Here is a 26,246-nt window from a genome sequence, read left to right as displayed (position 1 = left end):
TACTAAGGAATTAGAAAGGTTGATATTTAGGATGACCACTGGTACGTCAGCGTAGCATTGCCGTTGGAAATAGTACTTCCGGCGAGAATAACCAGGGTCTCCATGATACCCAGATCATCCACAAAATTCTCTTCAAAGCCTACACAGTACACGTCTTTTAACTCCCATTCTTTTTCTTTATCAGTCCCTGAATAGAAGCTTATTTTTGCATCTCTTTTTTTTGTAGGGTCCAGCATCCAGTCGGTGAAAAAAGTATCACGAATGGCATATAATGACATCATCACTGTCCAGGCCATGTCGGGTACCGGACGGCCTTTTTTATCCCGGTCCCGAACCGCGAAAAAATTGATTCTGCTCAGTGTATACTCCGTATTGCTGACGCTTAATTTTGCTATGTAAGAAGCCATATATAGTGGCGTTTAGACGGTTTATTTCTTTGCGTGTATTACTGCTGGTCGTAGTCGGCTTTCCACGCTGCCGAATCCGGATCTTCGCCTTTTTGTCCGTCCAGTTTAAGCAGGAATGTTTTGGCCGGGAAGTAAGGAATCATGTGAATGTCCAGATAAATGCGGTCCTTCTGTTTGGGGTCCTGCTCGAACCGCATCAGCTTAAACTTCTCGATCAGTTTACCCGGCCCGGTCACGCTGTCCAGAAACTTTACAATCTGTTTCTGAATGTCCATGCGCGTATTCGTATTGAAGTTTTCAAACGCCCGCCGGTTCAGAAAGTCGATGAGTACTTTGGTGATGTAATCAAATACGCGCACTACAGAGTACGTCTGCAAGCCGATATTGTCGCCATTGAAAAGCGTTTTGGCCGAGAAGGGCATCACCTTGCCATATTCGTTCACCATGGGAATGAGCCCCATTTTGTCGAGCGTGGATATTTCACTTTTCTTCAGCGGGAACCGTACGCCGTCGGCCTCGTTGAGCGCCCCATGTTTGCGCCCGGCGGTCACCTGCGACATGACCGTGGCATAGACCTTACCCGCCAGCGCACTGGAGCCGGGTATGTAGAGGTCGTCTTCTTCGCCCACATCCTGATGCCGGCCACGGCCGGTAAGCCAGTTGCAGGTCATCATGACGTTAGAGAGATAGGCATCGCCCCCCGTCAGATCGGCCGATTCGAATAGGTCGACTACGTCGTTAGGGGCGTCCAGGTGCCGGAAATCAGTCACCATCATCACCTTATTCTTATAGGCGATCTGTGCCCATTTGTCAATTACCTTTTTCGAGCCGAGATAACCCGGCAGGACCAGCAACGAGTAGCTGTCCCGCAGATCGAGCCGGTCAAATGTGCGGGAGAATTCTTCGGCTACGGCATCAATGAACGTTGTATTGTCGAGATCCGTAATCTGCTCCGGTTCGGCGTTCATAATGTTGACGTTCTTGGCCTTATCCTGATCGGTGTTGGCGTAGAAGCTGGCCACCGACCGATAGGCCTGTTCCAGCCCCCGGTTGGCATCAAACGCCCGCAGCAGGTTGGTACTCAGGAGCGTCTGTGCCGCTTCGGCCTTCGTCTGAGCTGTTTCGATCAGGCTGGCTACGGAGTCGGCACCGTTCAGCAGATCGAGCATCAGGTGCAGGCGCTTGCTGAGCTCGGCGCGTTCGTCGGCTTTGGCCTCTTCGGTCAGAAAGATCTTTTTACGGGCTTTTTTCTCGGGATTTAGGTTCTGAACGCCCTCCAGTGTAGTTTCCAGAATACCGAAACCGCCGTATTTAGCTAGTTTGGTACAGCTTTCTTCGAGTGAAGGCGCTGACGTTACAGCGCTTTGTTCCGCCGTTTTCAGCGGTTTATGTTGGTTTTGTGCTTCCATAGTTTTTGAGTAGGTTTAAGGGTTACTGAGCCTCTTCCAGTTCACGGATCATAGCCTGAATGGCCGCTATATAGGCTGCTTTGCCATCCGGGTTGTCGAGCATGGTTTTCAGGATTTTATTCGATTTGAGCTGCCGCACGTACCGCTGAAAATCCTCGAATGTCATATTCAGCTCCTGGAGGTAGTTGCTTTGGGCAATGATGCCTTTCCGGCCAAAATCGGCGAGTGAACTGAAGCGCAGCGTTTCGCTGATGGTGCTGCCTTCTGCCGTATCGAATTCCACTTCCTGCTCCGGCTTAAAATGAGCGAAGACTTCGCCCACTGTTTTCAGCCCTTCAACCACCTCGGGGCGGAGGGGCGGATCGGCCGTTAGTTTCTCAATCAGGAGCGTCTTGTTCGGGGCAATGTCAACGATGCTTTCGCTGGTGTTGAGCTTGCGCTCCTGTCCACCGATTCCGTAGTCAAACATAATTTATGTATTAGTTAAGTGGTTAAAAATCAATTGGGTAGTAGCCTATCCTCCAACCAGAACTGTTGGAAAACCCACTACAATACTGCCGCCGTGGGCGGTCATGTCGCCCATTCGGGCTATCGGTTTGCCCCCGGCCAGCACCGTGGCTGATCCCTGGACAATGACATCGGGTGGACCAACGCAGGTGCACATGTCGCCTACCGTGGCGGCTGGCTGACCACCAATCAGTACCGTAGGATTACCGGGTCCTACAATGGGGCCTCCCACGTGCGGAATGGGCACGACGGCGGGTGTTTGCATCGGGCAAACGTGCATATCGAGGAGTCGGGCGGCTGGTTGTGGCATCGTTCAGGTAAGTTGTGCCATCTTACTGGCTGGTTGAGTAAGCGGTATGCTGGGCGTTTCGTCAGTCGTATTGGTCCACTGCAATTCGTTGCCTTGCCAGTCCACCGTTACCACCGATCCCGTTGTTACCTCACCCGCTATGATCATCCGCGAAATGGGGCGCCGTAGCTGGTTCCGGATCACACCCTTGAGCTGCCGGGCGCCGTATTGGGGCGTAAATCCGGACAGCGCCATGTACTTTCGGGCTTCGGGACTGAGCGTAAGGGTGATTCCCTGTTTCAGTAACTGATCGGTCAGCCCGCGCAGGTGCAGGTCGAATATGCGCACGGCGTTTTCCTCGGAAATAGGAGCGAAGGGCACAATCTCCGTTAGCCGGGCCAGAAACTCCGGCCGAAAATGGCGGCTCATGGCCTCCATGAGCTCGGCCGTCGTTGGAATCTGTCCGGCCCCGAATCGCTCGATAACCAACTGACTGCCGATGTTGGACGTGAAGAGTACCACCGCGTCCGAGAAATCGCCCTCTTTACCCAGCCGGTCGTGGAGTCGACCCTCGTCGAGAATCTGTAGAAAAATGTCGAATACCGATGGATGCGCTTTTTCAATCTCATCGAACAACACGACCGAATACGGTTTTTCGCGGATTTTATTCACCAGCAGGCCGCCTTCCTCATACCCGACATAGCCGGGAGGGGCCCCGTAGAGCAGAGCCGCCGAATGTTCTTCCTTGAATTCCGACATGTCGAACCGGATGAGAAACGACTCGTCATTGAACAGAAAATCGGCTAATGACTTGGCCAGCTCGGTTTTGCCGGTGCCCGTTGGCCCGAGCAGAAAGAAGGAGCCAATGGGCTGACCCGCTTTCGTCAGGCCGGACCGGGCTTCCAGGATGGCGTCGGCAACGGCTTTTACGGCATGATCCTGACCAATCACCCGCTTTTTGAGCACCTCATCCATGGCTAGTAACTTATCGCGCTCCTGGCTCTGAATTTTTCCCAGCGGAATTCCTGTTTTATGAGAGATTACCGCAGCCACATCATGCCGATCTACGCTGGTTCTGGCTACTGCCGTCAGGTCCGTCAGGCGACTCAATGTTTGCCTGATATGATCAGCCAGCGCCGGAGCCGACGCAAATGGGTCGGCCGCCCGCTCCTCGTCGGAGGGCGTATCGGCGATCAGATTGGCCAGCAGGATGGGGCTGATTTTGTTTTCCAGCTCCTGATACAGATACCGCAGGTCGTTCAGCGTATCGGTCCTGTGGGTACTGACCGTCAACTGATCGAGCTGTTGTGATAGCTGGACGACTTCGGCGGGGGTTCGTTCGCTGATCATCCGCACGGCTGACAGCGTTCGGTCGAGTAAATCGACGGCCGAGTCGGGTAGCCGACGATTTCGGCTGTAGCGTTTGGCCAGTTCAACAGCTTCGGATACGGCATCGGCACCAACGCTCAGCTTGTGATGTTGCTCGTAAAAGGGGACCAGGCGCTGGATCATCCGGATGGCGGTGGCTACGGTCGGCTCGTCTACGCGCAGCACATCGAACCGCCGACTGAAGGCCTCATCCGTTTCAATGTATTTCCGGTATTCGTCCAGCGTGGTAGCGCCAATGACCGTCAGGTTTCCCTTGGCCAGTTCGGGTTTGAGCAGATTGGCTACCCCGGTACCGAGTGGTCCCCGGCTGTCCAGCAACTGATGAATTTCGTCGATGAACAGAATGATTTTCTCGTCTTTTTTTACCTCATTCAAAATGCTTTTCAGGCGATCTTCAACTTCGCCCTTGTAAGACGCTCCGGCAACCAGCGCCCCCAGGTCCAGTTCAAGCAGCCGGGCATTTTGCAGGTAATCGGGCACCTGACCCGCCACGATGTTGAGCGCAAAGCCATCCGCCAGCGCCGTTTTGCCAACCCCCGGCTCACCCACCAGAATGACGTTGGGTTTGGTTCGTCGGCCCAGCGTTTCGGTCATCATACGCACCTCGCGGTCGCGGCCCATGATGGGATCTAACCGCCCCTCGGCCGCCATAGCCGTTTTATCCACACAAAAGCGCAGCAGGGCCTGCCCCAGGGTACCCGACGGGCTGGCAGGCTTCGATTCGTTCGTCTTCGTTGAAACCGCCCTTTCAACGTCGGTATCAGCCAGAGCCGCCTGCATCAGGTCGGCCTGGGTTAGGGGTAAACTCCGCAGTTGCTCGGTGCTGAACGCTACGCCGGGCTTAAGCAACGCGACCAGCACACAAACAGGATCGGTCTGGGCCTTCCCCAACTGCATGGCCACCAGATCGGCCAGTTCCATCGCGGTTTTCACCTGCTCGTCGCCCGGCGGGTTGGGCGACAGCCGACTTGCTTTGGGGCTGGCTTCCAGACGAACTTCGGCCCACTCGAGCAGGTAAGGCACGTCCTGCCCGATCACGGCCAGCCACGAGGCCAGTCCGACCTCGTTGTGGAGCAGGCCCATCAGTAAATGCGCCGGGGTGAACAGTTCGTTCCGATACTCTTTGGAGAGCGACTGAGCAATCTGGATAGCCCGTTTAACGTCTTCGGTGTATGCCATCAGAATCAGGGGTTTATAAATGTCAGTCGGAACCTAACCGGCGCAGTTTATCATTGATCGTGGAGATGCGTTGTTTGGCATCGGGACGGGTATTTCGTTCGAGGGTTTCCATGGCGAATTCATAGAGCGGCCGTCGCCAGAGTGGGGGTTTATTGGTGGCGTCGGCTTTTTTCTCGCACCGGTCAACAATGTCCATTTCAACATCGGCTCGGGAAGCGCCAGCGGTAATGGGGGCCGTAACCGTCGGAGCGGGAGCACTGCCCGCTGCTTTTAGCTGATCCTGAAGCTGATTGATGCGGGTCTGGGCCAGCGTCAGTTTGCCCGAACACTCCTGAAACTGCGGCAGGTAATTGGGGCCGCCACCGCCAGCCGGAGGAGCGGCCGCCGGTGCGGCCGGTTTAGCCGCCAGAATTTTCAGCATTTCATTTTCCTGCCGGGCCTGGGTGAGCGCTGCCGTCAACTTATCGACCTGGCTGGCGTCGATGCCTTCTTTTTCCAGCAACTCACGCAGGTAGCTAATGCTGTTGCGGTAGGTTAATACAGCATCGTAGGCGCCAATAATGTCGTGCGACAATTGTTTGTTGAGTGGTTGCAGATTGGCCGTATCCGCCTTGAGCCCATTTACCTGATGTTGCAGCCCGCTTTCCAGGCCAGAGAGTTGTGCTTTCAGACTTCCCTTTTCAATGTCGGTCGCTTTCAGATAGGCCTGATCGGTCGTTTGCAGTGTTCGAAGGTCAGTTGTTACGCTATTCATTGGCTTCCGGAGTTTCTGGGTCTGCTCGGTCAATGTTTCGTTGAGCCGGGCGTTCTCCTGCTTCAAGATGTAGTTTGGCGCACTGAACAGCAGGTAGACTGCCAGCAGGGGCAGGCTGAGCGACAGGCAGTAAACACCCAGGAAGCGGCCTAATGCCTGTTTTCGTTCGGGTTTGTTAAGCGGTTCCATCAGTACGTTTTCTTGAGTTGAAAAGGAAACTTAATCAGGGTGTAATCGCTGTTTTGTCGGGTACGATTACCCCAGCGGACTCCAGCGCGATCGGGGTTTTTCGGGTGGTGTGTCTTTGACTTCGTGCTCGATGATGAACACATTTTGCCCTTTCCGCTTGCCAATAAAATCCAGTTGCGCCAGTTTATAGAACACGTTCGACAGGGTCTGGTAAAACGTATCGACTTCCGTCAGCAGGGTTGCTACTTCGGTATGCTGGTAGGGTAGTTGTAGTGTGGCATTTAGCTGGGCTTCAAAAGCACCCGGCGTCAGGTCGGCCCACTCGCTGATGTAGCCAATGAACTCTTCCCGTTCGCGGCCGCTGAGCATGGTCATCACCACCCGCACAGCCTGAATGGGTCGTAGCAGAATTTCGGCCATCTGAATGGGCGGCTCGTAGGGAATGATCCAGCTAAAGCGTGTACTGATGTCGCCCAAAATAAAGGCCATCCGTTCGGCCATCAGCAGGGTGCTGTTTTGCAGGGCGTTTTTCGTGTCGCGTTCTTTCGTGCGTTGCGTGATCTTATACGCATTTGTTTCCAGGGATTCCAGGTGCTTGCCGAATTGCTGGTGCCATTGCTGAAGCCGGGGCAGGCTGTAGGTCGACGTGCAGGCGGGCAGGTAACTCGTGTCGGCTTGTACTTCACCATTGCCATAGCGCACCCGCCCAACAATTAGCTGATAGCTGAGTTCGGCGGGGCGTATCTGTGCCGATGGCACGATGTCGAGCCGGTATTCGGGGCGGGTGTGGGGATGGCGGGGCGGGGTTTCGGTCAGGATGGGTTCGCCCGTCGGAACGCGGGTAAACGGATCGACCGTCAGCACCACGTCGAACGTTTGGGGCTTTCCGGTTTGCAGTCCGTAGGTTTCGGCCAGGGCCGGAAACGAGGTGGTACAAGTCAGCGAGTCGGTGGCATTGTAATAGTCGATCCGGGCACCGTGCGGGCTAATGCCCCGGCAACTCCGCAACTGCACCCGAATCTGCTGGTTGAAATCGCACTGAATCTGCAGGTCGAGGGCGTCGTCGGCGGGCAAAATACCATACCGAAACCGGGATAGCCCCAGCGCATTACTATCGCGGAGCTGATCATGCATGAAGTTTTCCCACTCGTTAAAATGTCGGCGGGCTATCTTCATGCCGTCAATCCAGTTGACGGGCGGATAGTTGAGTTGTGGTACGGTCATAGCAGTAGGGGTATCGATCATATAGTCGTCGCAAAATCCAGTCGTCCGAAGGCATCCTCCTCCGTGAATAAAAAAGTATCGGCAAGCGCCGAGGTATCCAGCACCAGACGGGTGCCAACATCCAGGGGCATCAGATAGCCCGCGAGCCAATCGATCAGCCGCTGCCCATTGCCGTCCGGCAGGTAGTCGGTCAGGCGTTCTGGTTGGTCGATGGACACGGTGATCCGGAGCAACGGTTCGCCATCATACAACCAGCCATCAAACACGGAGTCGGCTCCCAATTGCCACTGGCCCAGCGCTGACCCGTCATGGTGAACAAATGCTTTTCCAGGTGCATCCAGCTGCAGCGACACGCGCTCTTCGATCAGCTGGCCGAAGCATGTTTTCATAGCTACCAGATTACCCGCCATCTGATGTATGACGGGCAGCAGATAGTGCAGGCGTTCTCGCTGCGTGGCGGTCAGAAAATCCGGCAATGTCCAAAACCAGCTCAGCATGTCATCGGGTAGGAGGGAGCCGAACTGGAATGCCCGCTGCTCCTGCTCGATCCGAATGCGTTGCCGAAAAAACTCCTGCTCGATCGGCAGGAAAAAACGCCGGGCAGCCCGCTCGCGCTCCTGCTGAATAGCCATTTCGCGCAGGGTCGTTTCCGTAGACGCTGACGCATCGGGGCTGGTTGGCTGGTGAAAGACGCCCTCGGGCAACAGGTCATACAAGCCGCTGCGGTTCAGGTCGATCTGCAACCACCGTTGCGTGCTGTGCTGCGATTCTACCCAGTGGACCCGGTCGATGTCGCGCGAAAATGCCCGTTTAAACAAGCCCACCGGATTGATGATCAAGTCGTCGGGTGAGATGCCGTCTTCGAGCATATCGGCCAGCACCACTTCGGCCCGTAAGTCAACGGGGAGGTGATTCAGGCGTTCGGCGTAATCAGCTACTGGTTTCATGCAGATTTTGGGTCAAACGGGTAAAACAAGAACCTGATACGGCAGCGCAGCTACCGATTGCTGTTCGAGACTGATTTGCAGCCACCGCGCCTGTTGCTGCCAGTCAGCGGCTGTATAGGTACTCAGGTCCGACGGCTCCAGACTCACCCGAATGCACCGCTGAAACCCGTTACCCGGCTGGGGATCAACCTGAAAGGTGCGCTCCACCCGCGCCGACTGGAGGTGCGCTCCGAGTTCGGCACGGCAAACGGCCCGGGCATCTTCCAGCGTAACGATCCGGTTTCGAGTCAGCAAAGCCCGTTTATACTGGGTGATTTTCTCCGACTCATTTGGCCTTTCCCGACCGCCGGTGGTGGTGGTCATGAGAAATCCGCCGTCCTTACGGAGCGAATTATCTGCGTATGGACTAAGTCGACTCCCGACGGGCAATCGATTGGCTGCATCACCCTCACACGTCCAGTAGTCAATAAAAACTGTATCGCCGGGTTGCTTTGGCTTAATGATCAGGTAGGGAATGGTGTCCCGTTTACGGGTTTTCTGGTCTACTTTGGCCTCAAGCCGGGCCAGCGCCTGGTTGAGCTCCCGAATGACTGACGTTAGAAAATCTTCGCCCAGCGCAGCAAACGAGGCACTTTCGTCGTGCAGTAAATCCTGGAGGTTAATCAGGGTCTGGCGGGCGTCGCGTTCGTCGAAGCGACTGACACCATATTGCACCGTATAGGTGTCGGTGGCCATATCCGACAGGTTTCCGAGCGGAAGGGCCGTTAGCTGGCGGTTTTGACTGGTCCGTACGTCCCGCATGGCTAAAAAACACCGGTCTGTTTCGAGCGGAATGATGTTGAGGGTTTGCTGAAGCCGGTACGTGATTCGATGGAGCCGCCGGTTCATCACCGGGAAACAGTTTATACCTACGCTCATTCCGCTCAGCACTTGTGAACTAACCGTGTGGGGCAATCGGATTTCGATCCACCAGAGCGGCTCTTTAAGGACACGCAAATCCCGGTCGGCAAACCATTGACTCATTGGTGCCGGATACAGTTGTTGTGTCAGTCCGGACGATTTAAACGGGGGAGCACCGGTTATCGTAACAAAATGACGATCATAGGTCAGAACGGCCTGTCTCTCCACCTTGCCCATCCCGTCGAACACATCGGCCAACGGCGAATCGGCGGGCGTGGTCGTAGTCACGTGAGTCAAACCCGGCTGGATCGGTAGCGCCTGCCCGGCTAGCCACCATGAACTTTGGGCTGGCAACGACCCGTAATCGACCCGGCCCTCATCGATGGGCCAGTCGAAAAAGAACGTCAGACCATCCAGCGACGGCAGGTTCTCCGCCAGCTCCAGGCCCAGCCACAGGGATTGGTAAGGCAGGACAACCGGTGCACCCTGCCGCTGGGCTACCGGCGTTTTCTGGGTAGCCTCATCGATCCGATACAGGGCGTCGGTGGTCGCGATATACCGGACCGCCCCATCCACAATTGGGTAGGTGCCAACGGGTGAAAGGTAAGTTTCGGTCGGGTTGGACGGTTCGGTGCGGGCCGTCGTGGCTCGTTTGTAGCTCAATTGCGTCGTGGGCGATACCGTTGCCCGAGGCTCAACCGACCGCACCTGCGCGACCCCAAAAGCGGGCCGGGCTACGTCGGGCTCGGGGTGTAGCACCTTGGCCAGTCGGTCGAGCAGCCGGGTTTGGGTATTTCCTATGTCCACTGCCATCCGCTCGAACTCCATCGCACAGGCTTCGATGAGCAGGGCCACAAGTGGGTCGAAGCTATCCAGATCGCTCTCGGCATAGCCCCACAGGTCGGCAGCCCGGCGAAGCATCCGGGTTTTCACCCGCTCACGAGCGAATCCTTCCGAAACCAGATCAGTAGTGGCCATTGTTTATTCGGTTGAGAGAGGAGCCAAAAACAGGCTCCGGTGAAAGGAGAATGATTCATTTGTACGGGTCAGAAGTCCATCGATCCAGACCGTCAGCCGCCGTTTTATTCGCCGGTTGGTTCGGTTGATCTGTATTTCCTGATCGGCCAGGTCGACGCGTACGTGTACCTGCATGAGCCGTTTTTCGTGTTGCGCCACGGACGTTTCGATCGACTGCCGGATAGCTTCTTTCCAGCGGCTGTTGGCCTGATTGGAAAAATCTTCATCCCACAGGCTACACCCAAACGTTTCGTCGAAGCGGGACTCGGCGAAGTGCGTCGTCAGCATCAGGTACAGGTTCTGGGCAATCGACTGGGGCAGCGAGCAGGTAGGGTGCGGCCGGTGATGGATCACCTCGTCCAGGCGGAGCGGCAGGGCATAATAAGGTTGTGGCATAGCTTGTCGCGATTAAAACCGGAAGGCGAGCCCGGCACCTACACTGATACTATTCATGGGAACCGTAAAGCTGGCCAACTGACCCGTTTGCGGTTTGCGGGTTGTCGGATTTGTGGTCGGTATCTCGACGCCCTGATCTTTGTACTCAGTAACTGTAACCTGTGTGGTGGTCGGGGTTTTACTCGTAAATTCGAGCCGTTCCGGCTTAAATGTCTGATTATAAGCAACGATTTCGACAAACCCCCGAACGGCCTGGCTTAGCCGGAACTGAATTCCCAGGGCCGCCTGATACCCCAGCGCCAGTGAGTTTTTTGTATAATTACTGGTGGACCCATACGTAGTACTGACCCCGACTGTAGGGGCCTCAAGGGAGTTGCTAACCGTCTTATAGTCCAGCACGACTCCGCCCACCAGTCCCAGCCGGTTGTAGATGTAGTAGGCTGGGCGCGACAAGGCTTTAAACGTAATGTTTGGTATCACCGACACAACTTTTAGTGTAGAGGTCTCCGTATTACCATAGGTAGCTTTACCGTCAGTGTAGCTATTGACAATCTTCAGGTCTGATCCGAAGAGGATGTCGGCATCAATGCCCAGGTTGATGAAGTCACTGACGATAACGCCAAGTCCGATACCAGCCCGTGGACCAGCCCCCAAGCCTTTAGTGGCCGTCTTAAAGGTAAATACTGACCCATCTGAACTTTGTAACTCACTGTGGCTAATCTGTACACCCGGTGTGATCAGGCCATAAAGCCCGTAAACCTTTACATAAAAAGGGGCTTCGGTGGCCTTTGCTTTGTGAGGAACTGCCCCTGTCGTAGCTGATTGACCTGAAGGGTTTACTGTGTTTACGGCAAAAGTGGACTGGGCTTGCCCTATCGTAACCCGCACAAGCAGGCCAAGGAGTAGGACGAAGAATCGATTCATGGCTATCTGATTTAAGATGTATAGAAACATAGGACTGCGGTCAGGTTGTGAACTGCATCCGCCTGACTGATCCGGTCGTGTTTAAAATCGGAATACCAGCCCTGCTCCGGCACCGACACTGTTGATCGCAACGTTGAAATTGGGTTGCTCAGATGGGTCCGACTTATTGAAGTCACCCTGGCTTTTATATTCCGTGGTAGAACTTTGTGTCGTACTGATTCCACTCTTGGTGCTGACCGTGGTACTCTGAATTTCTTTTGGCTTAAAGGACTGATTGTAAGCCACTACCTCAACAAATCCCCGAATGGCCTGGCTTAGTCGGAACTGAATTCCCAGGGCCGCCTGATACCCGATTGCCAGTGAGTTCTTTGTGTAGTTGGTGGTGCCTACCGATGTCGTGCTTGCTCCTATTGTGGGAGTTTCCAGCCTATTATCGATTGTCTTGTAGTCCAGCACGACTCCTCCCACCAGACCAAGCCGGTTGTAGATATAATAGCTCGGCCGCGAAAGGGCTTTAAACGTGACGTTAGGAATAACCGACAGTACCTTCAGGGTCGTCGTGTTCGAAATAACATACCGACTTAAATTACTGCCGCTGCCTACGAATACATCATAGTTGGTTGTCAGCGCGGTGCCAAAAAGGATGTCGGCATCAAGGCCGACGTTGATAAAGTCACTGGCGATCAGGCCAAGGCCAATGCCTGCGCGTGGCCCTTGCCCCAGCCGTGTTTTGACTGGCTGGTAAGCGTTCGGTGAACTTGACTGGCTTTGCGAGTAGTTGTAGTTGATCTGCGTCCCAGGCGTTAACAGGCTATAGAATCCATACGCTTTTAGGTAAATGGAAGACTCCGCAGCTTTTGTTTTGCGCGGAGCGGTTTCTGTGATAGCCGATTCGTCCGTACGGTTTACGCCGGTTGCGTTCACCGCCGGTTGGGCCTGGGTTATCGAAACCCGGACGAGCAGGCCAAGGAGTACAAGAAGATAGAGCTGTTGATTTTTCATGTTACCTAAAGGGATTGTATCCTGATTGGTTGCCTCAAAGGTCTTCAATCGAAGAAGCCTTTTCCATAACCCTTTACACCCACTGAGCGAACGGTAAACGGTTATTTGTTAACAGGTAATGCGATGATATAGAGCTATTTAGTTGGATGGTTGGGTGCTATTTCGATACCGCCGATTCGGGTAGTTACCGGCAATAGGATTCCCGTGCCCTGATTTGGTCAGGGCTGGCGATAAACAATACCAGGTAGTTTTTAGAAATCAGGCAGGTGGTATGCCGATTGTGATCCTTATTTGCAAAGCTGATTATTGACCAGGAAAGGGGAGAGGACCGATGTTTTCTGGATACCAGCAACATTCGTAAGCGCTACGTCTTTACCCCAGCCTTTCAAGGTGGCAAACTGGCTGTCGGTCGTCATATCCATGACGACACAAAGGGGATTACCTCCACCATCGTTGCCTGGTCCCCACTCCCATACCAACCAGCCAATATCCAGTCGTTGAGCTTCCGTCAGTATTGTTTTATAATCGACCTGCCCTTCGGGTCCGCAGCTATCCCCTTTTCCTTTTTCAACATAGGCGCCGTACGCAGCAAATTCGCCCACGATGAACGGCAAGCCAGCGTTCACGGCGTTCTGAAACTGAGTTTTAATAAATTGGGGAGTAGCGCCCTGGGCCATCGGCCAGTAGATATGCACGGAAAAGAGTAGGTTCTTGTCGGGATCGGCCTGAATCAGGCCTGGTCCCAGATGAACCAACTGCTCCAGGTTTTTACCAAAATCCGTTCCATCGATAAGCAAGGGTGTGTGAATGCCCGCCTGCCGAAGCTGCTGAACCGCGCTGGTATACCCCTGCGTAAATTGAGTATCGGTAACCTGGTCGTCGCCACATTCATTGGCAATGTTGACCAGCAGATACTTCTGGTGTTTCTGGATGACGGCTACGATGTCGGGGCGCTTCCAGAAATTGACCATCTGGTCCAGCATACTCCAGTTGCCGGTCGCATCATGGACTTCCACGATGGGAATCATCTTTTGCGCAACGCAGGCCGTAATCAGGTTATCGAGGTCGATGGCTTTGGTGGGTTGACCGTTATCTTCCCGTGTTTGCCAGACGATTCGCACGCTGTTGGCCCCCGTTTTGGCAATTTCAGCAAAGGAAGCTCCCGAACGGTCCGTCCAGAAGTTCATTTTGTTCACGCCCCGCAGCGTGATTTTAGTGCCGCAGGGATCGTACAGAAACCGATCGTTTACATAAAACCCCGCATGATCAGTTGTGGTAGAGGTTGGCATCGTGGTCATCGAATCGTCGGTTGTACGGGTGCAGTTTTGTAGTAAAATGCCTGTCAGAAAAAGCAACGTGGTGATTTCTGTTTTCATGGCTGTTCGTACTAACATGAATGTTCACAAAATTCATTCGACAGCCACGAATATGCAATAACCCTTTACACCCATTGATTTAACAGATAAGTTGCTTATTTTCCCTGATGAGTGTGTAACTTGCTACACAGTACGGCAGGTAATGCCTCATACTAACTAACCTCTTTTTATGGTCAGGGCGGCTTCTTAAAGCTTTCTAACCAGGCCGTTACTATGAACAGAAAGCTATTGGTCACTGCTTTGTTACACCTGTTGCTGAGTGGCCGATCGTTATTCCTACTTCATGCCCAGCCGCCAAACGTAGTGTTTAGTCGCCTGCTGGATAAAGGCGAGTTTCCGAGTCAGACCGTCTATAGCATAGCCAGAGACAGGCAGGGGTTTATCTGGTTCGGTACGCGCCGTTGCCCGGTTCGCTACGATGGCCAGTCAGTCCGGAGTTTCCTCTTCCCGGAGACCTATTTGATCAATGGCATGGCTGCTGATTCGGCCAATCGGATGTGGGTTGCCAGCGACAGGCGGGGTATCTGCCGCATTGATCCGCATACGCTCCGCCTGACATCGATATCCAAAACACCCAGAACGACGGGTCATTTCTACAAAAGTTCAACCGGCGATGGCTGGTTCAGCACGGTCAACGGCGTTGGCCGCATCAACCTCCGCACCCACCACGTCGATCTGTATTCATTTCGGCAAACGACCTACCAGGGACTAAAGGCAAAGGGGTTTCTGGAAGACAAACAACACCGGCTGTGGGTCATTGGCAGTGATAATGGTGTATTTCGCTTCGACAGCCGGGCCAACCGCTTTGTATGCGTGTTAGGAATCGATTGTCCCGATCCGAAACGCAGTCTACAACTGTACCTCAGCCGGGGGTGCGTCGATGCCAATGGGATTCTCTGGATTGGTGCCTATGGGCATGGCCTCCTGCGAATCGATCCCGACACGGAGCAATTTTCGTTCTTCAAATTGCCCCATGAGCCCAACCGGATTACCTGCGTCGAGGAAGGACAGGATGAAAGCGGGAAGCGGATTCTCTGGGTTGGCGACGAGAATGGGCTGCTGGTATTCCGGCCGGAGCAGCATCAGTTTTTTCGGTTGACGAACATTCAGTCGGCGCCATTTCAAACCAATGTGTTGTATCGGGATCCGTACAGTGGCATTTTATGGGTGGGTACCTCAACGGGCGTTTTCAGCTATAACCCTCAGGACAACCTGATTCGAACCATTGCGCTGCCCCCTTCTTTGGTTCGTCAGCCCGTGGTGGTTAAGGTGATCGCTACCGATCAACAGGATACGACGGGTCAAACTTTTTGGCTGGGCTTATCCCATACCGGCATTCTCCGATGGCATCGTCCAACGAACCGGTTCACCCTCATTCGGTTTCCGCACGGCGAGTCAGAAGCCATGTGGTTTCAGCAGACGAACACGGCTCAGCTCTGGATAGGGCTGCGGAACTGGGGATACAAAGGCGACGGGGTGATCGTTTACGATACCCGCTTAAACCGGTTTGTCGAAACACTGGCGGGAAAACGCGCCGGAACGCTGTTTTCGGTACCCTTTGTCGACCATGGGCTCATTGACAGGCAGCAACGATTATGGGTGGGTAACAATGACGAAGGTCTTCAGGTAGTGGATATGCGTACCGGCAAGCCATTGGTCTACTGGTCTGATTCCATTCGCGCGGCTCTGCATCGAAACAATAATTTTCTGACGGGGCTGGCCATCGACGCCACCGGTCGCATTTGGTTATCGACGTACCGGGGTCTGTATTATGTAACCGAGCCCAATCATCGGTTTGTGTGGGTCGATGGTGGCCAGCCAGCCACGAAACGCCCCGATGATCTAGCCACGAATGCTGTTCTGGTGGCGAAAAATGGCCATGTGTGGGCAGCCCGTTGGGGAAGTGTAACAGAAAGCCTGCCAAACGGGCGATTGACGACGATTCTGACCGCCCGGGATGGCCTGTATGACCGCGAAAACCGTCAGCTTGCTGAGGACAAAGAAGGCACGATCTGGATTGGTAACTTCGACGGGCTGCATAGTTATAATCCAAAAACCAGGCGATTTTTACGGCTAACGGCCAATGATGGCCTGAGCCAGAATACCATTACGGCTGCGCTCTATGTTCACCGGGGTACCGAGCTGTTTATTGGTCAGCAAAACGGAATCGATCAGTTCGATGTAACGCAGTTGCATCGTCGGACCACCCTGCCACCGGTTGTTGTTACGTCCTTTCGTGTACATGAGCAGGAGCGGCCGTTCGATCCCACGCGCCCGATCCGGTTGTCCCGAACGGAGAACGCGTTCAGTGTTGATTTTACGACCTTACGGTACAGCCGATTAGCCAACACGCGATATGCCTATTTTCTGGAAGGGCTGGATGAGCGGTGGAATTACAGTGGGTCGTTGCACCGGGCTTACTACACCAACCTGGATCCCGGCCGGTATACATTGCATTTGAAGGCCGCCGATTCATTCGGCAACTGGAGTCACAAGCCGCTTCTGCTATCTATTGAAATACTGCCGGCCTATTACGAAACCTGGTGGTTCAGGACACTGCTGCTGCTACTGGTTGCCAGTCTGTTATATGCTTTGTACCGGTACCGGATCAATCAACTGATGCGCGTTCTGCACATCCGCAACCGAATTTCAGCTGACCTACACGACGAAATTGGCTCATCCCTGAGTGGTATTGGCATATTGGGAACCATGATCAAACAAAACCTTCCAGCCGAGCATCCATCAGGCTCAATGGTTGAGCGGATCGTTTCTGAAGCCCGGCACGTCAGTAATTCTCTGGACGATATTGTCTGGAGTATCAATCCGAATAATGATGAGCTCAGTAATTTGATTGCCCGCATGAACCGTTATGCCGCTGAGTTATTCGAAGCCTCGGGGATAACCTACCAGATTAGCGTGCCCGATACGATTCAGCACCTGACCTTGTCCATGGAAAAGCGGCAGGACCTGTACCTTATCTCGAAAGAAGCCGTCAACAATCTGGTTAAACACGCTCAGGCCACCCAGGCGTCTTTGAAAATCAGTCTGGAACACCAGCGCCTTTATCTGGAGGTTTGTGACAATGGGGTCGGTTTCGACCCAAACGCAGAAACGGAACGAAATGGCGTCCGGAATATGCAGACGAGGGCTAAAAACCTGCACGGTGAGTTGGCCATCACCTCGGCACCGGGACAGGGGACATCCCTGAAACTCAGTTTTCCGGTAATGTTCTAAGTCATTGCTATACAGGGTTCTCGGGTAGTTGTCGACTGGGTTTGCCCTGAATTAGTTTTGGTTTCAGGTTTTGGTCTGCCTGTTCAACAAGTTCTGCGATTCGATTTTGTCGGGTCTCTGCCCGTTTGGCCAGAACGAGCCATTGTAGAAGTACGCGTTTGTCTGACCGGCTTAGCGTTACAAAAAAGCTTCTCGCATTCGGCCTCTTCTGAAAAGCCTCTTCCAGATCTGCCGGAATGATCAGCGCTTCCACGTCGTCCAGAATTGTCCAGGAGCCATTCTGTTTGGCGATGTCAATAGCCCGCATACCGGCCTGGGTCATCAATCCGCTGTCAATGAGTCGTTGAACTTTTTTTTTATTGACTTTCGACCACACGCTTTTCGGTTTTCTACGGCTGAAAAATTGCCGGTAGGTGTAATCGTCCACCGGTTTTGCCAGGCTATCGATCCACCCGAAGCAAAGTGCTTCATCCACCGCGTCGCTATAGGCTAGCCGGTCAACGGTTGATTTCTTCTTGTGGTAAAGGAGCCAAACGGATTGTTTTTTGTCGTGGTTCTCCTGCAGCCATTCGCGCCAGTGTTGCCGGTTTGTTGGGCAAAACATGTCAATTTCTTTTTCAGGTATGCTCATTTGCCTGGTAGTTAGAGGGTTAAGGCTATTCGTCGGTTAGTCTTACCAGAAAGAGACTTTAGGAGTAAAATTAACCGACGAATAAATACGGATATTGACTGAACGTGAGATCCTGGACAGCGAGGAAAACCACCCGCACGAAGACCAGTCCCGTGTGCGGTGATTATTTCACCACCGTAGCTTCCAGCTCAACGGTTAACGTTTGAAATAGCCCTTTCACTTCGATCAACGTAGTCGCTTGCCTGATTCCATGAGCAGCGATCCAATCCTGGTAGACATCCGTGCAAGTCGTGAAAAACTCAGCGACCGACGTGGTGAAAATGTTCAGGCGCACAATACCCTGGCATTCGTACCCAGCCTCGCGGATAAGCTGTTCTAAATTTTGGATAGTCTGGATCAACTGCGTTCTCATGTCGCCAGTACTTGCCTGTCCATCCGCGTCGATGGCTACCTGCCCTGAACAATAAAGTGTACCTTCGGCCTGTTTGATCTCAACGGCCTGCACCGAATTCGTCCGCTCGCCCCATTTCCAGGGATCAACTGTTCGCTTTTCCATTTACCTTGCTTTTTACGTTTGTGTAGTCAGGGATGTTTATCGCCTGATTCTACAAAGGTCAGCGCGGCTACTGACAGCCCTATGTCAGACCTTCGTTGGGGACGCAAAAAAAATCGTATGCCTGTTGGGCTAGTTCCCGCAGGTGATCCCGCAGGGCGGGTGGTTCGAGTAGGGTGATGGCACCGGCATAGGGTAACAGCCAGGCCGCCAGGTAGGGCAGGGAGCCAATAAAAAAAGTCATTTCTACCTGACCATCGGGCAAACGTTGCTCCAGTGCCCAGCCATACTGGTGTTTGGTGTCGTGCAGCCGCTGAATCGATTCGGGCGCTATGCCCGTAGGCTGAAAGCGGATAATGACCTTTTCTCTGCCCCGTCGGTTAGCCTCATCGACCCAGTATTGCTGCAACGCTTGGGGGCGGGCGGCAAAGACTTCCTGACGGATTGTTAAATTTTTGATCCGGTCCAATCGGAAATTACGGAATGCCTGCCGCACGCGGCAAAAGGCGACCAGGTGCCATTGCTGGCTCAGGTAAAGGCCAATCGGCTCCACGTCGCGGGTTATGATCTGGTCGGAATGAGCAGCATGATAAAGCAGATTGACAACTTGTTGGGCCGTAATGGCGGTCACCAGTTGCTGATAGGTATTTGGGTGGTTGGGCTGTTCGACTGGCCCCAACACCTGGATGTGGGGGGCAAGGATTTCCAGGTGGTCGCGGTCGACCCGGCGCAGCGCGGCTCGTAACTTCTCCATAGCTGTGCCAGTAAGTTGGGCCGTTGGTATATCGGTGAGACCGGCGGCCAGCTTTTCTGCAGTTAGCAGAGCGATGGCCTCCTCGCGGGTAAACATGATGGGCGGTAACCGATAGCCCTCTACCAGTGTATACCCTTTTCCCTCCTGGGTCACCACCGGAACGCCCGCCTGCTCGAGGGTTCGGATGTCGCGGTAAATGGTGCGCGTGCTGACCGAAAAGCGCTGAGCTAGTTCGGTCGCTGACAGGAGCCGTTTGGTTTGCAGTAGTGTCAGTAGGGCTACCAGGCGGGAAAGGCGGGTGAGTTCGTGGTCAATCATGGGGTAGCCTGCTGCAAGGGGTGCCTGATTCTCATAATGGGACGATGTGCCAACGAGGCCATTCAGGGCCTGTTCTCCAGCCGATACACCGGATACCGGTTAAACGTCTTTTCGAAATAGGGTGTCTGTTTATAGATGAACGCTAACTGAGCATCGCCGTTTTCGGCGAACGCTTTATCGGCGGCTCGTTTATCGGCCAGTTGCTGACGAAGGGCGGGGTCCTTGCGGAGCAGTTCAGCCGCTGTGTCCTCAAAAATGTAATCGGAGAAATACTCCTTCTGATCCAGCACACTGTCGAAGAAGTTCCAGGCAAAAAACGAGTCGGCTGCCTGTGGTTCCAGCGTTTCGATCAGGTAGCGGTTTGCGGGCTGGTTGGTTTGAATGACATAATCGCCCTTATAAAACTGGATGCGCTGGGTTTCCGACCGAACCTTCACGCTCGTGTGAATATAATGCCCTTCATACGGCCGAGCGCCTGTTTTGTAATCCTCCAGATAATAGGCTGAAACGGTAATCAGGCTGTCTTTAGCGAGCGTTTGCATGCTAACGCCGTTTCGTTTCAGCAGAGCAATGGCCTCTCGCCATCCCTGCGGAATCACGTATGCGCTGGGTTTGTTCAGTTGAAGGTCGGCCACAAACGTGTTCTGGTACGGAATACGTTTGGTGAAGGGTTTAGTCCGGTCGTAGTAAAGCCGTTTCAGGCCCGATACGTCACTGGGTTTGTATCCTGCTTCGTAACCCAGGAAGGTGATCGAATCCGTCCGGGTCCGGTCGAGCCGGTAGTTGAGGGCAAAGGTCGTTTGCTGGCTGACGGCCGCATCGGCGCGTTGCTTGTTGGCCAGAATTGTCCGGGCATCACGCTCGCATAAGCGCATGACGGCTTCGTCGAAGGCATAGCTGCCCTTTACCCTGGCGGGATAATCTTTCCACATGTGCGTTTCGAGCGTAAAGCCAAAACAGTTGAACATGGCCGCGTAGCCCGTCGAATAGCGGGGAGAGTCGTTGTAGCCCAACAGGCCACTTTCGGGCGTGTCTTTCGGATGGTTTACATAGGGCGCTGGCGGAAATCCGTTCTCCGTAAGCCGCCTATCCAGCGCTGGCTGAAAGGTTTGCGTCATGTAGCCCGACACAGCCGGGTAAAGCTTGTCCTTCTGGGTAGCAAAATACGTAACGACATGTTGGTAATCGGCCCCGTCGCTAGTGTGGTTGTCAATGAACACCTGCGGTTTTAATTGCTGAAAGATTACCTGAAACGAACGCGTATTCTCAGCCTCCGCCTTAATGAAATCGCGGTTGAGATTCAGGTTGCGGGCATTGCCCCGAAAGCCATACGTAGTTGGGCCGTTCTGGTTCACCCGCGATACGCCCCGGTTCAACGAGCCGCCTACGTTAAATACCGGTATGATCGCCAGCAGCACATTTTTCGGCAACTTGTTGGCCAGCAGCAGGTCGCGTGCCATCATCATGCAGGCATCGATGCCCTCCGGCTCACCAGGGTGAATGCCGTTATTGATCAGCAACGTGACCCGGTCGGGCCGGGCCGTAAACACCTTATCTGCCGAGAGAAGGAGAATGTGCAGCGGTTTACCCACATCTGTTTTACCCACTTCGACCAGTTTGGCCTGATCAAATTGTTTATCCAGCCGTTGGTAGTAATCAATAATTTCGGCGTAAGTGGCCGTTTCTTTTCCCTGGCTACGCTCATAGGGCGTAATGAAGGAGGATGGTTTAGGCTGAGCAAAAACCGACGTGGCAAGCAGGCAAAGCAGTAACTGAAGTGGTTTTCTCATGAGCAGGGCGTATTCTGGCCCTAAATTACCTGGAAACCCATACAATCACCAGTTTGGGTTATGCTGTCTGCTACTCAGCAGAATGGTCAGCCCTGATGAATAGGCGTGAAAACGACGAGTTGTTTAGTAAATGATTTTATTTATAGAACTAGTTGATTACTATCGAATTAGTTAAATTAAAAAATATATTGATAATAATATATTTATTTTTTTGTTCGAACGGTATCAAAATTGCTCAGATACTGACTAATAACGGGTAATATGTAACACGTTAAAGGAAGGGGACGAATGAGCGCAACGTATAAAACAATCTTGATTTGTTGGGCAATATTGGGTTGCCTGGGAACATCCGACGCCGTATATGCCCAACTAAAAATCACCTTTCCGGTGAATCGAATGGTTCTTCAGCGGGATGTCAATAACCGGGCGAAAGTACAAATTGCCGGTAGTTATAGCCGACCGCTGGATGTCGTTGAGGCCCGGGCGGTGGTCCGGACCAATGGGCAAGGCACAACGACGGCCTGGTCCACCTTACAAGTTAATCCAACAAACGGCCAGTTCAGTGGTAACCTGGATGTGACGGGAGGATGGTATAAAATTCAGGTCCGGGGATCCAAAGGGGGAAATCTGGTGGCAGTCGATTCGGTGGACCGGTTTGGCGTGGGCGAGGTCTTTGCAATTATTGGCCATTCCAATGCCCAGGGGTCGAGTTGTATTGTCGACGGGGTTAATCGATGCCCTTCCATAAACGGAGCCAGCGACGATCGGGTGACGGTGATTGCCGTAGACCCCAATACCAGTACGTTTCAGCAATACCTGAATACGGCCGATACGCAATATATCCCTGGCCTTAACTTTGATCAGTTACTGACCCATAACGGCAGCTCACCCTTTGGCGAATATGCCTGGTTATGGGGGCATATGGGCGATGAACTGGTCCGCCGTCTGAACGTGCCCGTCCTGCTTTACAATGCCGGGTTTGGGGGGACCACCATCCAGTTTAATTACTGGGCTGCCTACGACATTCCCTTTCAACATTCGTTTGTGCGGTATGATCTGCGCATGCCTTACGCTAACCTGCGCAACTTAATGAATCTCTACGTGCCAACAACGGGCATCCGGGCCGTCCTGATTCAACATGGTGAGAACGATCGGGGAAACCCAACCGATTCGACCTATAAGTATTATGGTAAGGTGATTGACAAAATGAGGACGGAGTTTAACAAGCCTGATTTGGGGTGTATTGTGGCGTTATCCTCCTTTGTGGGCGGTCGTTTCGAGAACGTACGATCGGCCCAAACGCAAATTATAAATCGGACCAATTACAAAGCTTTTCAGGGGCCAGACCTTGACCAGATCAGCTCGATCGACGACCGGCCTGATGGCATCCATTTCTCCCCAACGGGCCAGGTAAAAGCCGGTGATTTATGGGCAGCAGCGATCAGCGCGGTCTGGGCGTCTGCTTCCCCTTATCCGGCAGAGGCACAGCCAATGACAAGCCTGAGTTGCGCTGACTCCAATCGAGTGGTCATCGCCCAGCCCGCCGGGTACGCCTACCGGTGGAGCACGGGCAGCTCGCTCCAGCGGATAACGGTGGGAACAGGTACCTATTCGGCCCGCATCATGGATGCGCGGAAACGAACTTTTTTCCCACCTGCTACGGTGGTGCCAGCCGTTGTGCAGCCTGCTCCACCCGTCTTGACTACAGACAACGGTACAGCGAGTATTTGCCGTCGGACCGGACTACGGCTGAGTTCGTCTTATTCGGGCCCGAATCTGTGGAGTACGAGCGCTACCTCGTCGTCGATTGTTGTTACCACACCCGGGGTTTACAGCGTTCAGTCCATAGAGCCCGTGTATGGCTGCTTATCGGTGGAGACCAGACGAACCATCACGGTAGCCCCTGTCGACTTAAGCATCTCCCTCCAGACTTCGCGACTGGCCGTAGCGCTCAACGACACAGTTGGGTTTCGCCTGCTGGTTCAAAATAAAAGTGGTTGTGATGCGGGTAACGTAAGCGTTCAAAGTCGCTTGCCGCCCAATTTGACCTTTGTTTCAGCCACCAACCCGCTCCGGCTTTCGAATAATATTGTTAGTGGCACGATAGCGGGTGTATCCGCTGGCGCAACCGTCAGTCAGCGATATATTGCCCGTGTAACAACGGCGGGGACTTACCGCACAACGGCTGAAATTACGTCGACGGTCAATCCCGATCTTAATTCGACACAGAATAATGGTACGGCGAATGGGGAAGACGACGAAGCGCAAACGTATGTACGAACCTTTACGTTTGCCCCCGAACGGTATGAGTCGGCCAACCCTGGTCAGGTCGCGCTACCGATTGTGCGATCGAACCAGCCAAAACCTGATTCGACCAAGGCAGACTTAAGTTTACGGATGCAACTCAGTCGGCCGACGGCCCTGACGGGCCAGCTGGTTGATGTGAGCCTGATCGTAACCAATCAGGGAGGCTTAACGGCGACGAATGTGTTACTAAACAATCTCCTGCCCTCGGGTGTCGTATTTGTTTCTTCTACGTCGGGCATGACGCTGAGTGGGTCAGTGCTTAGCGGGTCTATTCGCTCTATTCCCGCTGGCGAGTCGATGAGTCTGACATTCACCATCCGGGTAACCAGTAAGGGTGTTTTTACTAATCAGGCGCAGATCATGAGTGTCACTCAATCGGATCCGGACTCCAGGCCCGGCAATGGCTATACGAATGGGGAAGATGACCAGTGCCGCGTTACGCTACGCACATCCAGCTGATCTATCGCTTTGCTTCACTCACAAAGCGATAGATAAAGGTTTTAGATCGTTATCTTTCGCTACAAGGTAAACGGCTCTACGTGAATAGGGTGTAAAAAGAACTGAACTGATTGTAAAGTAAGCCTGTATAAAAAACGACTATAAATCATGACAAAACTCCTGTTTGCTCTAGTTATTGGCCTGGCGCTGGCCTCCTGCGGCCGGGCTCAACCCATTGAGCCACCCCGCGTTCCAACGGGCTATCTGTATAAAGTTGAACCGGGTATTCCCGGTAAGCAGGTGTACGTGTGCAGCCAACGGCCGTTCACCGTAACGGGTGAGTTGGTAGGACCTGGGAATTTAAGGGCACAGGCCCAGCAGGTTTTTGAAAACATAAGAACCGCACTCCAAAGTGTCGATATGACGCTCCGAAATGTAACCCAGGTTACTTACTCCATCAGAGGTTCGTCAACCACCGTGGATACAACCAACATTCGGGTGCTTAACACGTTGGCTTCGGGCTATTTTACGCAGATACCCGGTATCGTCGAGATGAAAAATGTATCCCAGCTTGCTCGCGAAGATGTGCTGATTGAGGTCGAAGTCGTGGCTGTGAAATAATTTTTCAATTACTTATAAAGCCAGTTAGCCATAAGTCGGGCATAACGGGGCATGATCACAAACGTCATAAGCCCAACGATCAGTAGACTGCTCAGAAAAGGCTTAACCAAAAAACCTGACAGAAAAGGCGATGGAAAAGGCACGAACGATAGCAGCCGGGGAACAAGCAGGGAGAGCGGAAAGATTGCCGACCAGGTAAGTAGAAACTGTTTGTAGGGAGGAGCATTCTTCTTAGTGGCTGGTGGTGTAAACCAAAATTCAAGGCCGGTCTTGATGTCAATCGTTTCTTCCTCATTTAGCATAGGTCTTACTTTTTCGATCATCTGCCTGCGCGTGTCAGACTCCAGCCAATGGCGCAGCGAAGTCTCCGACGCGAAATGAAGGACGATGGTGTACTGCTCACTCTGGCCGTGTGGCCTGATGACATTTACGCCCCGATGGCCGTCGGCGTTCTGGGCCAGGGGTACCATTTCCTTTAACCAGTTCTCATAAGCGACCATCTGACTTTTGTAGGGACGATGGATAATAATTGTCGTCACGGCGCTATCGAGCTGAATCGAAGTATTGACTGACATAATCGGGAGGGTAGTTTAGATCGGACTAGTTCTTACGGTTAAAAGTAAGAAAAAGGGTAAGATCTTCCTCATAGCGCTATGGGCGTTCGGCCGGTTGGGTCACCAGGCGGAACCGGTAGCGTAAGGTGATCCCAGTGGGCGTGAGGCTGTTTTTATGGGTGGAAGGTGTTTGCCAGGCCGACCAACTGGTCGATTGGGTAGGGCGATACGGTAAGTTCAGGGAGAAGTACACGTGCTTCGCCTGGAGAAGTGTAATCCAGATGGACCAGTTATACACAACGGTTACTGTTGTTTCCCAGGGCATAACCAGAAAGTTTCCTTCATCCCGAACGCGCCTGGCGTCACTGTGTTCGAAATTGCCACCCGTAAAAGAGGGTATTACGGCCCGGGTAAGCGGTTGGTTTTCAAGCAGCGATTTCGCCACCCGGATTTCTGCCTCGAGCACTGCCCACTGCTTGCTATAGTCCAATGAACGGGGTTCGTTCCAGGCAAACACGGCCCCGGTCAAACTCCAGCCAGCCAGCATCAGGGCTGTTCCGACCTGGACAGGGCGCAGATAGCCATTTGTGACTAATAACCAGGCGATTCCACCAATCAATACGAAGCCAATCAAGGCCATACCAACGCCCAGAAGCAGACTGTCTGACAGGTTTGGGCGTTGGCTGGGATCCAATCGGTTACTGGTATCAATAAACTGAAGAGTCAGGATAACTAATAGGGGGGCGGTACAAAGGGCTAAAACGAAGGCGGTCAAAAAGCGTTCCATGAATGATAGCAGGTGTAGAGGAGAACATGGGTTGACGTTTATTTTCAGTCAGAACTAATAAACCTTGACTAAATCATTCACTCACAATAGGCCTTACGCGGATACCGCTAAAAAATAGTATCGGCATTCCTTCGGCATCTGTCTCAAGTGCCGATGGGGCCTCAATCTGTTGCCGTATCGTTCTGTAATAATCAAAATCAGAGACTGAGACCACCAACTCTTTTTGGTCGGGTGGTGTGGCTTGCCACTCGTCGGGTTGGCTCTTCAAGAGGGAGTTTAACTCTTCGAAAAACTCCTGGATGGCGATCGTTGGTATCATGTATGCGTACGGGAGAAAAGGTAGTTGCGGC

Annotated in this window: 23 protein-coding genes; 3 read left to right on the top strand and 20 right to left on the bottom strand. The window is 53.3% G+C overall.

Translation table 11 applies throughout. The annotated features are described in order from the left end of the window. Positions 1–26 precede the first annotated feature (26 nt). From tssD to ACYVAM_RS20345, 13 genes are all read right to left on the bottom strand, one after another. On the bottom strand, positions 27–407 hold the full coding sequence (gene tssD / locus ACYVAM_RS20405) for a type VI secretion system tube protein TssD (protein WP_461070408.1): 381 nt from the start codon (positions 405–407) through the stop codon (positions 27–29). 38 nt (positions 408–445) lie between these two features. Further along, on the bottom strand, positions 446–1,816 hold the full coding sequence (locus ACYVAM_RS20400; protein WP_461070406.1) for a DUF5458 family protein: 1,371 nt from the start codon (positions 1,814–1,816) through the stop codon (positions 446–448). A gap of 22 nt (positions 1,817–1,838) precedes the next feature. After that, positions 1,839–2,285, bottom strand: a complete 447-nt coding sequence (locus ACYVAM_RS20395) for a hypothetical protein (protein WP_461070404.1) — start codon at positions 2,283–2,285, stop codon at positions 1,839–1,841. Positions 2,286–2,330: 45 nt separating this feature from the next. Further along, on the bottom strand, positions 2,331–2,633 hold the full coding sequence (locus ACYVAM_RS20390) for a PAAR domain-containing protein (RefSeq protein WP_461070402.1): 303 nt from the start codon (positions 2,631–2,633) through the stop codon (positions 2,331–2,333). Between the two features lie 3 nt (positions 2,634–2,636). Further along, positions 2,637–5,180, bottom strand: a complete 2,544-nt coding sequence (locus tag ACYVAM_RS20385) for an ATP-dependent Clp protease ATP-binding subunit (RefSeq protein ID WP_461070400.1) — start codon at positions 5,178–5,180, stop codon at positions 2,637–2,639. Between the two features lie 22 nt (positions 5,181–5,202). Continuing rightward, the gene (locus tag ACYVAM_RS20380; protein WP_461070398.1) at positions 5,203–6,123 is read right to left on the bottom strand and encodes a hypothetical protein; all 921 of its coding nucleotides are present in this window, start codon (positions 6,121–6,123) and stop codon (positions 5,203–5,205) included. A 66-nt stretch (positions 6,124–6,189) separates the two neighbouring features. Then, positions 6,190–7,347: a hypothetical protein gene (locus ACYVAM_RS20375; RefSeq protein ID WP_461070396.1), complete on the bottom strand. Its 1,158-nt coding sequence runs from the start codon at positions 7,345–7,347 to the stop codon at positions 6,190–6,192. 17 nt (positions 7,348–7,364) lie between these two features. After that, positions 7,365–8,294 (bottom strand): hypothetical protein, encoded by a 930-nt coding sequence (locus ACYVAM_RS20370; RefSeq protein WP_461070394.1) that lies wholly within the window; start codon positions 8,292–8,294, stop codon positions 7,365–7,367. A gap of 12 nt (positions 8,295–8,306) precedes the next feature. Then, complete coding sequence (locus tag ACYVAM_RS20365; RefSeq protein WP_461070392.1) at positions 8,307–10,172, bottom strand: hypothetical protein; 1,866 nt, start codon at positions 10,170–10,172, stop codon at positions 8,307–8,309. Positions 10,173–10,175: 3 nt separating this feature from the next. Then, positions 10,176–10,607 (bottom strand): GPW/gp25 family protein, encoded by a 432-nt coding sequence (locus ACYVAM_RS20360; RefSeq protein ID WP_461070390.1) that lies wholly within the window; start codon positions 10,605–10,607, stop codon positions 10,176–10,178. Positions 10,608–10,619: 12 nt separating this feature from the next. Then, entirely contained in the window at positions 10,620–11,531 is a 912-nt protein-coding gene (locus ACYVAM_RS20355; RefSeq protein ID WP_461070388.1) for a Clp protease/crotonase-like domain-containing protein, read from the bottom strand. An 81-nt stretch (positions 11,532–11,612) separates the two neighbouring features. Continuing rightward, positions 11,613–12,533, bottom strand: coding sequence for a hypothetical protein (locus ACYVAM_RS20350; RefSeq protein ID WP_461070386.1), 921 nt, complete (start codon positions 12,531–12,533; stop codon positions 11,613–11,615). Positions 12,534–12,820: 287 nt separating this feature from the next. Beyond that, positions 12,821–13,909 carry a glycoside hydrolase family 5 protein gene (locus ACYVAM_RS20345; protein WP_461070384.1) on the bottom strand — a complete coding sequence of 363 codons (1,089 nt, stop codon included), beginning with the start codon at positions 13,907–13,909 and terminating at the stop codon, positions 12,821–12,823. Between the two features lie 213 nt (positions 13,910–14,122). Between ACYVAM_RS20345 and ACYVAM_RS20340 the strand changes: the two genes are divergently transcribed. Then, complete coding sequence (locus tag ACYVAM_RS20340) at positions 14,123–17,143, top strand: sensor histidine kinase (protein ID WP_461070382.1); 3,021 nt, start codon at positions 14,123–14,125, stop codon at positions 17,141–17,143. A gap of 7 nt (positions 17,144–17,150) precedes the next feature. Here ACYVAM_RS20340 and ACYVAM_RS20335 read toward each other — a convergent pair whose 3' ends face one another. From ACYVAM_RS20335 to ACYVAM_RS20320, 4 genes are all read right to left on the bottom strand, one after another. Further along, positions 17,151–17,774, bottom strand: a complete 624-nt coding sequence (locus tag ACYVAM_RS20335) for a YdeI/OmpD-associated family protein (RefSeq protein ID WP_461070380.1) — start codon at positions 17,772–17,774, stop codon at positions 17,151–17,153. Between the two features lie 163 nt (positions 17,775–17,937). Next, on the bottom strand, positions 17,938–18,330 hold the full coding sequence (locus ACYVAM_RS20330; RefSeq protein WP_461070378.1) for a RidA family protein: 393 nt from the start codon (positions 18,328–18,330) through the stop codon (positions 17,938–17,940). A gap of 79 nt (positions 18,331–18,409) precedes the next feature. Next, a complete protein-coding gene (locus tag ACYVAM_RS20325; RefSeq protein ID WP_461070376.1) occupies positions 18,410–19,399 on the bottom strand; it encodes a helix-turn-helix transcriptional regulator in 990 nt (329 codons plus the stop codon). 62 nt (positions 19,400–19,461) lie between these two features. Beyond that, positions 19,462–21,189, bottom strand: coding sequence for a M14 family metallopeptidase (locus ACYVAM_RS20320; protein ID WP_461070374.1), 1,728 nt, complete (start codon positions 21,187–21,189; stop codon positions 19,462–19,464). A 288-nt stretch (positions 21,190–21,477) separates the two neighbouring features. Between ACYVAM_RS20320 and ACYVAM_RS20315 the strand changes: the two genes are divergently transcribed. Together ACYVAM_RS20315 and ACYVAM_RS20310 are read left to right on the top strand one after the other, a co-directional pair. Then, complete coding sequence (locus ACYVAM_RS20315) at positions 21,478–23,955, top strand: sialate O-acetylesterase (protein ID WP_461070372.1); 2,478 nt, start codon at positions 21,478–21,480, stop codon at positions 23,953–23,955. A gap of 147 nt (positions 23,956–24,102) precedes the next feature. Beyond that, positions 24,103–24,555, top strand: a complete 453-nt coding sequence (locus ACYVAM_RS20310; protein ID WP_461070370.1) for a RidA family protein — start codon at positions 24,103–24,105, stop codon at positions 24,553–24,555. 8 nt (positions 24,556–24,563) lie between these two features. Here ACYVAM_RS20310 and ACYVAM_RS20305 read toward each other — a convergent pair whose 3' ends face one another. The 3 genes from ACYVAM_RS20305 to ACYVAM_RS20295 all read right to left on the bottom strand — a co-directional run bounded on the left by ACYVAM_RS20305 (position 24,564) and on the right by ACYVAM_RS20295 (position 26,215). Continuing rightward, positions 24,564–25,130, bottom strand: coding sequence for an antibiotic biosynthesis monooxygenase (locus ACYVAM_RS20305; RefSeq protein WP_461070368.1), 567 nt, complete (start codon positions 25,128–25,130; stop codon positions 24,564–24,566). Between the two features lie 76 nt (positions 25,131–25,206). After that, complete coding sequence (locus ACYVAM_RS20300) at positions 25,207–25,896, bottom strand: hypothetical protein (protein ID WP_461070366.1); 690 nt, start codon at positions 25,894–25,896, stop codon at positions 25,207–25,209. 73 nt (positions 25,897–25,969) lie between these two features. Then, complete coding sequence (locus ACYVAM_RS20295) at positions 25,970–26,215, bottom strand: hypothetical protein (protein WP_461070364.1); 246 nt, start codon at positions 26,213–26,215, stop codon at positions 25,970–25,972. Positions 26,216–26,246 lie beyond the last annotated feature (31 nt).

It is taken from the genome of Spirosoma horti (genome assembly GCF_054776595.1).
Note: the sequence above shows the minus strand (reverse complement) of the source record. Positions and strands in the feature narration are given on the sequence as shown.